Origin of the sequence: Mesorhizobium sp. STM 4661, assembly GCF_000359125.1 — a bacterium.
GTDB lineage: Bacteria > Pseudomonadota > Alphaproteobacteria > Rhizobiales > Rhizobiaceae > Mesorhizobium.
In genome coordinates this window covers 1-12,351 of sequence record NZ_CAAF010000058.1, presented here as the reverse complement: position 1 = coordinate 12,351, position 12,351 = coordinate 1, and the positions used below count along the sequence as shown (strand labels likewise).

Annotated in this window: 10 protein-coding genes and 2 pseudogenes; 7 read left to right on the top strand and 5 right to left on the bottom strand. The window is 61.4% G+C overall.

Annotated features, from left to right (window positions below; genetic code table 11):
• Positions 1-214: 214 nt before the first annotated feature.
• The 5 genes and pseudogenes from argE (at position 215) to MESS4_RS18860 (ending at position 5,418) form a co-directional block, all read left to right on the top strand.
• Positions 215-1,339: an acetylornithine deacetylase gene (gene argE, locus MESS4_RS18880; RefSeq protein ID WP_036241645.1), complete on the top strand. Its 1,125-nt coding sequence runs from the start codon at positions 215-217 to the stop codon at positions 1,337-1,339.
• A gap of 17 nt (positions 1,340-1,356) precedes the next feature.
• Positions 1,357-2,278 (top strand): annotated as a pseudogene (locus tag MESS4_RS18875) (glyoxylate/hydroxypyruvate reductase A).
• Positions 2,279-2,293: 15 nt separating this feature from the next.
• Complete coding sequence (locus MESS4_RS18870; protein ID WP_006334153.1) at positions 2,294-2,650, top strand: cupin domain-containing protein; 357 nt, start codon at positions 2,294-2,296, stop codon at positions 2,648-2,650.
• Between the two features lie 229 nt (positions 2,651-2,879).
• The gene (locus MESS4_RS18865; RefSeq protein ID WP_006334151.1) at positions 2,880-3,923 is read left to right on the top strand and encodes a tartrate dehydrogenase; all 1,044 of its coding nucleotides are present in this window, start codon (positions 2,880-2,882) and stop codon (positions 3,921-3,923) included.
• Between the two features lie 19 nt (positions 3,924-3,942).
• Positions 3,943-5,418: an NAD-dependent succinate-semialdehyde dehydrogenase gene (locus MESS4_RS18860; protein ID WP_006334150.1), complete on the top strand. Its 1,476-nt coding sequence runs from the start codon at positions 3,943-3,945 to the stop codon at positions 5,416-5,418.
• A 138-nt stretch (positions 5,419-5,556) separates the two neighbouring features.
• Here the strand turns inward: MESS4_RS18860 and MESS4_RS18855 are convergent, their stop codons facing one another.
• A complete protein-coding gene (locus MESS4_RS18855) occupies positions 5,557-6,246 on the bottom strand; it encodes a haloacid dehalogenase type II (RefSeq protein ID WP_006334149.1) in 690 nt (229 codons plus the stop codon).
• Between the two features lie 323 nt (positions 6,247-6,569).
• Here MESS4_RS18855 and MESS4_RS18850 point away from each other — a divergent pair, with 323 nt between their 5' ends.
• Positions 6,570-7,409: a GNAT family N-acetyltransferase gene (locus MESS4_RS18850; protein WP_006334147.1), complete on the top strand. Its 840-nt coding sequence runs from the start codon at positions 6,570-6,572 to the stop codon at positions 7,407-7,409.
• Positions 7,410-7,423: 14 nt separating this feature from the next.
• Positions 7,424-8,800: an aspartate aminotransferase family protein gene (locus MESS4_RS18845; RefSeq protein ID WP_006334142.1), complete on the top strand. Its 1,377-nt coding sequence runs from the start codon at positions 7,424-7,426 to the stop codon at positions 8,798-8,800.
• Positions 8,801-8,992: 192 nt separating this feature from the next.
• Here the strand turns inward: MESS4_RS18845 and MESS4_RS18840 are convergent, their stop codons facing one another.
• The 4 genes and pseudogenes from MESS4_RS18840 to MESS4_RS18825 form a co-directional block, all read right to left on the bottom strand.
• Positions 8,993-9,469 carry an Lrp/AsnC family transcriptional regulator gene (locus MESS4_RS18840; RefSeq protein ID WP_006334141.1) on the bottom strand — a complete coding sequence of 159 codons (477 nt, stop codon included), beginning with the start codon at positions 9,467-9,469 and terminating at the stop codon, positions 8,993-8,995.
• 10 nt (positions 9,470-9,479) lie between these two features.
• Positions 9,480-10,426 (bottom strand): annotated as a pseudogene (locus MESS4_RS18835) (tartrate dehydrogenase); the annotation flags it as partial.
• 80 nt (positions 10,427-10,506) lie between these two features.
• Positions 10,507-11,832, bottom strand: a complete 1,326-nt coding sequence (locus MESS4_RS18830; RefSeq protein ID WP_006334138.1) for an FAD-binding oxidoreductase — start codon at positions 11,830-11,832, stop codon at positions 10,507-10,509.
• 215 nt (positions 11,833-12,047) lie between these two features.
• Positions 12,048-12,351 (bottom strand): FAD-binding oxidoreductase (locus MESS4_RS18825; RefSeq protein ID WP_036241635.1); only part of this gene is annotated, 304 nt, incomplete at its 5' end.

The window sequence follows — 12,351 nt, the reverse complement described above, 5'->3', positions numbered from 1 at the left end:
GTCGAAATCCCGTGCTCGCGAGCACGTCTTGATGCCGCTGACGGTTCCGCAGCCGTCTTTTGCCCTATGATTGCACCCGAAAGCCAGCAGGTTTCGCTGGTTACGGGCCGATATTCGAAATCTTCGGCCAAAGCATAGCTTCATTCGGCACGGAATGCTCTCGCCTGCTGCCACACTTGTTGCATCCAGCGAACTGCGAGTGGAGCGGCGCCCGGTGAATGTCGAAGAAATTCTTGCGAGGCTGATCGCGTTCCCCTCGGTCGTGGGCGCGCCCAACGGCGCGCTCGTCGGCTGGCTGCGTGAATATTGCGAGGCGGCCGGAGCAGAAGCGACCGTCCTTCGTGGCCCCGAAGGCGACCGGTCCAATCTGTTTGTCACAATCGGACCGCGGCGCGCCCGCGGCTACATCTTGTCGGGCCACATGGATGTCGTGCCGGCCGGGGAACGGGAATGGAACTCGGATCCCTTTGTGCTGCGCCAAGACGGCGCCAGGCTGCATGGTCGCGGTACCTCCGACATGAAGGGCTTTCTCGCCTGCGTGCTGGCCGCGCTGCCGCGGCTTGCGGCGATGAACTTGCAGCGGCCAATTCATCTCGCATTCTCCTATGACGAGGAGGCAGGTGCCCGTGGTGTGCCGCATCTCATCGCCGCCCTGCCAAACCTGTGCGAGAGGCCGCTTGGCGCCATTATCGGTGAGCCGAGCCGGATGGAAGCCGTGCGGGGGCACAAAGGCAAGGCGGCTGCGCGGCTCGAGGTGATCGGACGGTCCGGCCATTCTTCACGGCCCGAACTGGGTCTGAATGCCGTGCACGCAATGGCAGGTCTTGTCACGCAGATCGTGACCTATGGCCAGACCCTTGCGAATGGACCGTTCGACACGGATTTCGCGCCGCCATACTCGTCATTGCAGGTCGGTGTCATCGCGGGCGGCCAAGCCGTCAATATCATCCCCAATCGCTGCACCGCCGATATCGAGGTCCGTGCCGTGCCGGGTATTTCCCCATCATCCCTGCTCGAGCCGGTAAAGGCCCAGCTAGCGGCTCTACGCGACAGCGGCTTTGAGGTGGCGTGGCATGAGTTGAGCGCCTATCCGGGACTCTCGCTCGCGCAGGGGAGTGAATTGACGGCCCTTCTGGTCGAGTTGACGGGGCGCGAGCCCCTGTCTGCGGTGAGTTACGGCACGGAGGCTGGCCTCTATCAGCAGGCCGGCATCGACGCGATCATCTGCGGTCCCGGCGATATCAGCCGGGCTCATCGTGCCAACGAATATATCGAGATCGGCGAACTTGCTGTCTGCCAAAGCATGATCGAGCGTCTCGGCACGCGCCTTGCCGCATAGCGGGAGAGGGCGGTTTTATGGCTTTTCTTTTCAATTCCGACCCGGTGCGCGCAGCGGTCTTCCGCAAGGTTTTCGCACGCGAACTCCCGGACGTCGAATTGTTCCACAGCAGCGAATGTCTCGACCCGGAGAAGGTGCGCTACCTCCTGACCTGGACGGCGCCGAACGACATCGCGCGCTATCGCAATCTCGAAGTGCTGTTTTCGCTTGGCGCCGGCGTCGACCAGTTCAAGCGTGAAAGCCTGCCTCAGCAGGTGAAGCTGGTGCGCATGGTCGAGGACGGCATCATTCGTATGATGCAGGAATATGTCGTTCTCGGCGTGCTGAGCCTCCACCGGGATATATTGGCGTATCGTGAACAGCAGAAGTGCCAAGCGTGGCGGGGGCTTGCAGCTCCGCAAGCGACCGAGCGCCGCGTGGGCTTTCTTGGCCTCGGCATGCTGGCGCAGGCGGCTATCGAGCGATTGCTGCCGTTTCGCTTTCCCCTCGCTGCCTGGAGCCGAAGCAGGAAGGAGATCGACGGCGTCACCTGCTTTTATGGCGCGGATCAGCTTGCCGGTTTCCTCGCGCACGGACATTCTCGTTTGCCTGCTGCCGCTGACGGAAGAAACCCGCGGCATTCTGGATGCGGAGCTCTTTTCCTGGCTGCCGGCCGGGGCGAGGCTGCTGCATGTCGGCCGTGGGCCGCAGTTAGACCAAACTGCCCTGCTTCAGGCTCTCGACAGCGGGCATCTTGATGCCGCAATGCTGGATGTCACCGATCCCGAGCCGCTGCCGGACGACCATCCACTCTGGCGGCACCCGAAGGTGGCGATCACGCCGCACATCGCTTCCGTAACGCAAGCAGATTCCGCGGCGCAATCCGTCGTGGACAATATCCGGCGCCACCGCGCCGGAGAAGAACTGATCGGCCTCGTCGATCGGACACTCGGCTACTAACCAGGGAAACATGACATGTCACTTCTGATCACGATCGACACAAATCCGGCCTTCGCGCCGAAGCAGGCATTACCGGCTCCGGAGCGGCTCATTTCGGGCAATCCATCCTTCAAGACTTGGGCGCAGGATGCCTCGAAAGGCGAAAAGGTCCTGACCGGAGTCTGGGAGGCGACGCCTGGCGAGACGCATTCGATCAAAGGCACTACCTGCGAGTTCTGCCACATCGTTTCGGGCCTCGTCGAGATCGAGGAGACGGGCGGCGAGACCAAGACTTACCGCACCGGCGACAGTTTCGTGATGAAGCCCGGCTTTGTCGGCGTCTGGCGCACGATCGAAACCGTGCGCAAGATCTACGTCAGCGTTTACGACTGAGCTCAACGCTCAAGGTCCGGCCGAATAGCGCGCGCGGCGGTTCCAGAACAATCGACTTTCCAAGTCCCGCCCGACGCGATTCGACGCTGGCGGGCGGCTCATCCTCGACGGAAAATGCGGCGCGCTGTCGACTATTGTTCCGATGAAACCCGGTACGAGATGCCGAATGTCGCTGCCGTGTTGAGCAAGCTGTGACCTTCGGTGCCCATCGGTCTCTAGGAGGATCTCAATGAAGGCTTACACGATAGCGCACATCCCAGGCGACGGCATCGGCAAGGACGTGACCGAGGCGGGATGGGAGGTGCTGCAGGCTGCGGCAAAGCGAGGCGGTTTCGCCCTTGAGGATACAAGGTTCCCATGGTCGTGCGCCTACTACCTGGAAACCGGTGCGATGATGCCGCCAGACGGCGTCGAGATACTGCGGAAGTTCGATGCGATCTACCTCGGCGCTGTGGGATGGCCAGCGAAAGTGGCCGACTCCGTATCGCTTCACGGACTGCTCCTGCCGATCCGCAAAGGATTCACGCAGTATGCCAACATACGGCCGCACAGGCTGTTGCCAGGCGTTCAGGGCCCCCTTCGTCGTGAGGGTTTCGATATCCTGTGCATCCGCGAGAACACGGAAGGCGAATATTGCGGCGCCGGTGGGCGCATTCATTCCGGCACGGCCAATGAGGTCGCGATCGAGACGGCAATCTTCACGCGTGAGGGTGTCGAAAGAATCCTCCGTTTCGGTTTCGAACAGGCGCGGACGCGCCGCAAGCAGCTCGCATCCGTCACCAAATCCAACGCGCAGAAACATTCCATGGTTTTCTGGGATGAGGTCACGCGCGAGGTGGCAAAAGACTATGCCGATGTGGAGGTCTCGCACTACCACGTCGACGCCATTGCCGCCCGCATGGTCCTGGCGCCTGAAAGCCTCGACGTGATCGTCGCCTCGAACCTTTTTGGCGACATCCTCACGGATATTGGAGCGGCCATTCAGGGGGGACTGGGTTACGCCGCCTCCGCCAATATCAATCCCGATCGCAGCGCGCCTTCGATGTTCGAGCCGGTCCATGGTTCGGCACCCGATATCGCGCATCTCGGCGTCGCCAATCCGATCGCCGCGATCTGGTCCGGCGCCATGATGCTCGGGCATCTGGGCGAGGGGCAGGCCGCGGCTGAAGTGATGTCGGCGATCGAGTCCGCAACCGCACGCGGGGTAGGCACGATTGCAGGCAAGGACGGGACTGAAGCAATCACGCAGGCCGTGCTGGCAGGATTAAGCTGAAGGAGCTGAGGAAAAGACCATGAATGCAATAACGAAGATTGGTTTCCTGAAGGACGCGGACCTGTTTCGCCAGCGGGGACTCATTGGCGATGTCTGGCAGCATGCACACAGCAACGCTACTGTCGATGTGACCGATCCGGCCAGTCTGGAGGTGCTTGGAACCGTGCCCGACATGGGCCGGGATGAGACGAGGGCGGCGGTAGACGCAGCGCAGGCGGCGTTCAAGAACTGGAAGGCCAGGACCCATGCCGAACGCGGAGCGCTTCTGGAACGCTGGCACAGCCTGATACTGGAAAATGAAGAGGACCTGGCGTTGCTGCTGACGCTGGAACAGGGCAAGCCTCTGGCGGAAGCACGCGGTGAAATCCGCTATGGCGCCTCCTTCGTAAAATGGTTCGCCGAAGAAGCACGCCGGATCGGCGGCTCGACCATTCCGTCGCCGACGCCCGATCGCCGCATTCTGGTGCTGAAGGAGGCCGTCGGCGTCTGCGCCATCATCACGCCGTGGAATTTCCCCAACGCGATGATCACGCGCAAGGTGGCACCGGCGCTGGCCGCGGGTTGTACCGTTGTTATCAAGCCGTCGGAATTCACGCCATTCTCGGCGCTGGCGCTCGGCGTCCTGGCGGAACGGGCAGGTATCCCTGCCGGCGTGATCAACATTGTGACCGGCATGCCCACCGAGATCGGCAACGAATTGATGGCCAATGAGACGGTGCGCAAGATCTCGTTCACCGGCTCGACCCGCGTCGGAGCGCTGCTCATGCGTGGCGCGGCCGATAGCATCAAGCGGCTCAGCCTCGAGCTCGGCGGCAACGCGCCCTTTATCATCTTTGACGACGCCGATCTGGGCAATGCAGTCGAGGGGGTGATCGCATCCAAGTTCCGCAATGGCGGTCAAACCTGCGTCTGCGCGAACCGGATTCTCGTGCAGGCGGGCGTTTACGACGCTTTCGCAGAAGAGCTGAGCCAGCGCGTATCGCGAATGAAGGTTGGCCCAGGGACCGACGAAGGCACTGAGATCGGCCCGATGATCAACGCGGCCGCCATCGACAAGATCGAGCGTCACATCGCGGATGCACGGGCGAAAGGCGCTCGGATCATCGCCCAGAGCGAGACGGTGCTGGACGGCAAGCAATATGCAAGGCCCATCGTGCTTGGAGAGGCTACGACCGAGATGCTGCTGGCATCGGAAGAGACGTTCGGCCCAGTGGCCCCACTTTTTCGCTTCGAGACGGAAGAAGAGGCCATCGCGATCGCGAACGGTACGCCCTTCGGCCTTGCCGCCTACTTCTACACCGATAATCTCAAGCGGTCGTGGCGTGTTGCCGAGGCGCTGGAGTTCGGCATGGTTGGGCTCAACACAGGCATGATCTCGACCGAGGTTGCGCCTTTCGGCGGTGTCAAGCAGTCAGGGGTGGGGCGCGAAGGATCGCAGCTCGGCATCGAGGAATATCTCGAGGTCAAGACCCTTCATGTTGGCGGGCTTAACTAGTTGTCTTGCAAGCAGGTGGAGACACCTGCAGCTTCCAGGCATTGGAACAACAAGAAAGGGGCGGTGAAAACCGCCCCTCTTTATTGTAACGTTTTGGGAGCGCCTCAATCTGGAGCGACGGCGCCGGCAAACAGTGGTTCAGGCGAATTCCCGAGCCGGCTCCAGTCCGACGGCGCCGGCCAGACCGCCGATGTCCTTGATTTCGGTGTACTCGTAGTAAGGGTTCGCGGGTTCGTGGCCACGATTCACCCACACCTTGCTCTTAATGCCAAGGTCATAGGCGGTCATGAGATCGTAGCGGAATGAGGACGACACATGCGTAATGTCCTCCGGGCCGCAGCCGAGCTTGTCGAACATATACTCGAAGCCTTTCATCAAAGGCTTATAGGCGCCGGTCTGCTCGGCCGTGATGACCATGTGGAAGGGTGCGCCGAGCTTCTCTACGTTCGACATGATCAGGTTGTTCATGGAATTCGACAGGATCACCAGTGGGATTTCCTTGGCGACCTTGGCCAGTCCCGCCGGGACATCCGGGTGCGGACCCCATGTCGGTATTTCCGAATAAATGCGCTGGGCATCCTCAGGGCGGAACGCCACGTTGTTGCGCTTGCAGGCGCGCTCCACGGAATTGTGCACGACCTCGCTATAGGGTTTCCAGGTGCCAAGAACCTCATCGAGGCGATAGGCCGAGAAATCCTTGATGAACTGCGCCATCACGGTTGCGGATAGCCGCGCACCATAAACGCGTCGCGCTGCGCCGGCCATGTCGAAGTTGGTCAGCGTACCGTAGCAATCGAAGGTGATATATTTCGGTCTGAACTGGGTCATGGGGGTCGATCCTTCCAATCTTGGCGGCACTGCGTGCCTTAGCGAGAAGGATCATAACGAGCAGCGGAAAGGACTAGTCGCCGCATTCTTTGCCGCTTGAAGCAGATTGTTTTGTATCGTGGCAGGGCTTTGGCAGAGAGTTGCGCGCGACCTGGCTCAGAACTTGCCAAAGAGCTTCCCTTGCCCGCCGACTCGTCGGCATAAGATGCGGCGCCGGCGGCAAAGGAAAGTCAAAACATCTAACCCGCCGGTGCGCGTCGGGAGGAACTGCTGGCGACGGCAGCCTAACTTGGCATTGAAGAATTCAGGCCGGGAAACGACCCATGACCGCAGCGCGAGTCACGCTCAAAACGATGACAACCGAGCATTTGAACGATGCTGTCGAATTGTCCCGTCATGTTGGATGGCCGCACCGTCGTGAAGACTGGGAACTGATGCAATCGCTCAGCCAAGGCCTCGTTGTCCGGGAGCAAGGACGCGTGGTGGGGACGATCTTGATGACGCCCTATGGCGACGATGCCGCCACCGTCAACATGGTCATCGTCGATGCCGCAATGCGCGGTCGCGGGCTCGGTCGCAAGCTGATGGAGGAGGCACTTGGCAGGGCAGGCGAGCGCACTTGCTATTTGGTGGCTACGCAGGAAGGGCTCCCACTCTACGAGAAGCTGGGATTTGTCGCGACCGGCAAGATCGTGCAGCACCAGGGCCTGGCGCCTTCTGTAGACGCACCGGCACATGTGTCATGGGGCGACGACGGCGACCACGCGCGCCTTGTTGTTCTGGATCGCGCAGCGTTTGGTCATGACCGGACGACGCTCATGCGCTCGTTGCGCGAGCGCGCGAAGTTCGCCGTCGTTCGCGATGAAGGCGATGTTCAGGCGTTTGCGGCAATTCGTCGGTTTGGCCGCGGGCTGGTCATTGGGCCGGTGGTGGCGAGGAAGCTTCACGAAGCGAGATGCCTTGTCGACTTCCTGCTGGCTGACAGTGCGGGCAAGTTTGTCCGCATCGACACTGAAGAAACCACAGATCTCGGCGAGTGGCTCACCCGTCGCGGGCTGGCCCATGTCGGTGGTGGCATAACAATGCGACGAAGCGCAGGCGAGCCGAAGGACGAAACCACACCACACCGAACTTATGCGCTCGTCAGTCAGGCGCTACGCTGAAATCGGAGGAAGAAATGCTTGCAAACTCCCTGATCGAACTCGACCGCGCGCACCTGGTTCACCCGTTTTCATGCTATCGGAGCCACGAAGAGACGGGCGTGCGCGTACTCAAATCCGCCAAGGGCGCGACAGTGACCGAGGCAAGCGGGAAAACCTTGCTGGACGGATTCGCGGGCCTATGGTGTGTAAACATCGGATACGGGCAGGAAAGCGTCGTCGAGGCAGCTGCCAAGCAGCTGAGAGAGCTTCCTTACGCGACGGGATATTTCGGGCTGGGGTCTGAGCCGGCCATCCGTCTTGCAGCGCGTCTTGCCGAACTGGCGCCTGGCGATCTGAACCATGTCTATTTCACGCTGGGCGGTTCCGACGCGATCGACAGCACCATCCGTTTCATTCGCTATTTTTACCACGCCAAGGGGACGCCGCGAAAAGACCAGTTTATCTCGGTCGAGTATGGCTACCATGGATCCTCGACGGCAGGGTCAGGTCTGACCGCGCTGCCGGCTTTCCATGCCGGTTTCGGTGTGCCTTACGACTGGCAGCACAAGATTCCCTCGCACTACGCCTATCGCAACCCGGTCGGTTCCGACCCGCAGGCGATCATCGATGCATCGGTCGCGGCGCTGCGGGCCAAAATCGCTGAACTCGGCGCCGATCGCGTCGCGGCTTTTTACGCTGAACCAATCCAGGGTTCGGGCGGTGTCCTGGTTCCGCCGGCAGGCTGGCTAAAGGCTCTGCAGGCCGTGTGCAAGGAACACGACATTCTGTTCGTTGCCGACGAAGTCATCACCGCCTTTGGCCGCACGGGGCCTCTTTTCGCCTGTGAGGAAGACGAAGTCGTGCCGGATTTAATGACCACGGCGAAAGGACTGACGTCGGGCTACGTGCCGATGGGGGCCGTCTTCATGACCGACCATGTCTACAATACGATCGCGGACGGAGCCGGCAAAGCGGCTGTCGGCCACGGTTACACCTACTCAGCCCATCCGGTGAGCGCCGCTGTCGGGCTCGAGTGCCTGCGTCTCTATGAAGATGGCTTGATCGAGAACGGACGAACGGCCGGGAAGCGCCTGATGGAAGGCCTCCGCTCGCTCGCCGATCACCCGCTGGTTGGCGATATTCGCGGCCGCGGCATGCTGGCCGCGGTCGAACTGGTGACCGACAAGGCGCGCAAGACGCCGCTGCCGGCGGCGGCCGATGCGGGGCGCCGCATCTTCGATCGCGCCTGGGAGAACGGCCTTGTCATTCGCGCCTTCAACAGCGGCATCCTCGGCTTTGCCCCGCCGCTCTGCTGCACGGGCGACGATATAGATGGTATCCTCGAACGTACCCGGATGACGCTGGATCAAACCCTCGAAGACAAGGATGTGCGGGAAGCGATGAAGGGATGATCGTCGCCATCGCTGAAGCCACCCGGTCCATGCGGCAGACAGCTAGCGGGGCCTGAAGCAGATCCTCAGGTGATGCCGCATACCGGGAGTTGCCAAGCAAGTTGCAGTTATGTGGACCTCTCGCCGTTGCACGCGCGCGGCGGAAGAGAACGCTGGCGCGCGTACTCCAGGTTCAGACCGCGGAGCGGCTTTTCATTTGTCGAAAATGACATCGAGAGGCAAATGGGATTTCACGATCGGTGACTTCAGCACGACGAAGCTGAAATATTTGTCGATCCCGATATCCAATTCGAGCATGCGCTCCATGATCGTCTGATACTCGCTTATGCCTGCTGTGACGAACTTCACAAGGTAATCATACCCGCCCGAGATCAGATGGCATTCGATGACGGAATCGACTTTCTGAATGGCGGTGAGAAATCTCGCGAAGTCGTTTTGTTGATGGTGCTTGAGCGTAACCTCGGTGAAGACCGTTAGAGTCTGTCCGAGCTTGGACACATCGATCTGGGCGGAATAGCCGGTAATGAAGCCTTCCGCCTGAAGCTTCTTCACCCGCATCAGGCAAGGGCTTGGCGATAGATTGACCAGGTCGGCAAGCTCGACGTTGGTGACCCGCCCGTTCTTTTGCAGTTGGGATAAGATCTTGATGTCGATCTTGTCGAGCTTCATTGGAAACCTGTCACACGTTAGAGCCGCGGATCGTCCGGCAGACGGCGTCCGTCACGTCCTGCGTGGTCGCAGTCCCACCCACGTCCGGCGTCAGCACGCCCTCGCTCGTCACCGTTTCCACAGCGCTCATCAACCGGACGGCGGCTGCGCTCTCGCCCAGATGTTCGAGCATCTGGGCAGCGGTCCAGAATGTGGCGACGGGGTTGGCGATACCCTTGCCGGCGACGTCGAAGGCGGAGCCGTGAATTGGCTCGAACATCGAGGGATAGCGCCGCTCGGGATCAATGTTGGCGGTCGGTGCAACGCCGAGACTGCCCGCCAGCGCGCCTGCAAGGTCTGACAAAATATCGGCATGAAGATTGGTGGCGACGATCGTATCGAGGCTGCGAGGTTTGAGTGTCATGCGCACCGTCATAGCATCAACCAGCATCTTGTCCCACGCGACGTCAGGGAACTCCCCCGCCACCTCGGCTGCGATTTCATCCCACATTACCATGCCGTGACGCTGCGCGTTGGATTTCGTAACGACGGTCAGGAGCTTTCGCGGCCGTGACCGCGCCAGCCGGAATGCATAGCGCATGATGCGGGTGACGCCGACGCGCGTGAAGATCGCGACCTCGGTTCCAACCTCCTCGGGGAGACCGCGGTGGCACGGCCGCCATGGCCGGAATACTCGCCCTCGGAATTCTCCCGCACGATCACCCAATCCAGGTCGCCAGGCCCAACGCCCGCCAGCGGCGAAATAATACCGGGCAATATCCTGGTCGGCCGCACGTTCGCGTACTGATCAAAGCCTTGGCAAATCGGCAGCCGGAGACCCCAAAGTGTGATGTCGTCCGGCACATAGGGAGAGCCGACCGCGCCGAAGAAGATGGCATCGAAGCGCTTCAGTTGCGCCATTCCATCTTCGGGCATCATCCGGCCATTGGCCTTGTAGTAGTCCGAGCCCCAGTCGAAGCGCATCGTAACTTCCCTGTTTTGAGCACTCGCGGCCTCAATTTCGTGTGCGCCGGTTGTACCTTGGCAAGCTGATCTCCTCAGAATTCAGCGACCTTGCCCCACGCAGCCGTCTTCAGGCGCTCGGGCCTATAAGGACGCGGATCGACAATAGGCTCGCTGCCTGTAATGATGTCGGCGATCATATGCCCCGCGCCGGGGCCAATGCCGAAGCCGTGACCGCTGAATCCCGCCGCCAGGATGAAGCCCGGAATTCCCTCCACTTCACCGACTGCGGGAATGCCGTCGGGTGTACTGTCGATATAACCCGCCCAGGCATCGGAGATCGCGACGCGCTGGAGTTCGGGGATCAATTCGCAGGCTCTTCGATATGTCAGCCGAATCTGTCCCATGTCGGGCTTCGGGTCGAGTATCCGGTTCCGTTCCATTGGCGTAATGTCGTCAAGGCCCCATTTGCCCAAGCTTTCATGGCCCTGACGCCAGCCCTCGAAGGCGCCCGGGGCGAGATTGCGCCAGCGGCGGGCGAACATCGGTATAAACTCGCGGCTGAACCTGAACTGCTGTGGCGTCGGGTCGACGCGAGCCCGCCCGCTGATCGCCAGCGTGTATCCACCGTTGCTGCGCCGCGTCAGCGAGACGCGAGCGGTATGCAGGGCCTCTGGCAGACCGTTTGTGCCCGGCGCCACGGCTAGAATGGAGGAACGCACGGCAGCTTGCGGGAAACGCAAACCGAGCTGGTTGCAGAACGAAGAGGCCCATGCCCCTCCGGCCATGACCACGGTCTTCGTGCGGATGGTTCCCGCTTCGGTTACGACGCCGCTGACCCTGCCGGCGCTCAACTCGATGCCGCGAGCCGCGCAATGCTGATGCAGGGTGCCACCAGCCGCCATGATCCCAAGCGCGGCGACCGGCACGGCCTTGGAAGGATCCGCCGTTCCGTCGCTTGGCGAGAACACGCCACCTTTCCATTTGCGGCCGGTCGCTCTGCCCCGTTCGGCGGCTTCTGACGCGCTCAGCACATGTGTCGTCACGTCCACTGTCCTGGCGAAGTCACGCCACTTGGCCCAATTCGCCAGCTCATTTTCGTCCTGTGAGAGATAGAGGAGGCCGCAACGGCGAAAGCCTGTATCGTGCCCGGTCTCCTGTGCCACTTTCTCCCATAGATCGAGACTCTTGGTTGCCATCGGCAACTCGCGTGCATCGCGGTTCTGCTGGCGGCACCAGCCCCAGTTTCGACTGGACTGCTCGGCGGCCACGCGCCCTTTCTCGACCAGGGCGACGCTGACGCCGCGGCGCGCGAGATAATACGCCGTGAACACGCCCACCACGCCGCCCCCGACGACGACGACATCCGCCTCGCGGGGCAGGGAAGGGCTGCACTCGATGTGCATGAGCGGCGCGGGCATCTGCGGAACTCCGGTAATTTTGAAGCATTCTAACCTGCGCCGAGAATAGACAGGCTGCGGAGTTGTGTGCCTGGACGGAATATCATGCGGTTAGTGGCCCTTAGGACATGCAATTGTTGCGTGAAAAGCTCGCTGGTGTCCCACCTCACAGTGGGGAGGTAGGCTGAAGCCTCAAAGCCATCTCATGTGAAGGGGCGTCCGGTTGCGTGTGCGGCCTAAAACTCAGCGACCGTGCCCCATGCCGAGTTGCTAAAGAGTCCCGGTCGATACGCAACGGGGTCGACGATCGGTTCGGCTCCGGTGGCAAGATCCGCGATCAGGTGGCCGGCGCCGGGACCAACCCCGAAGCCGTGGCCGGAAAAGCCAACGGCCAGGATGAAGCCTGGTACATCCGGCACCTCACCGATACAGGGAACACCGTCCGGCGTGCAGTCGACGAATCCGGCCCACGCGTGCGTGATCTTTGCTTCGCGGAGCTGCGGCAGTAATTCGACAGCACGGCGGTGGGTCTCCCTGATC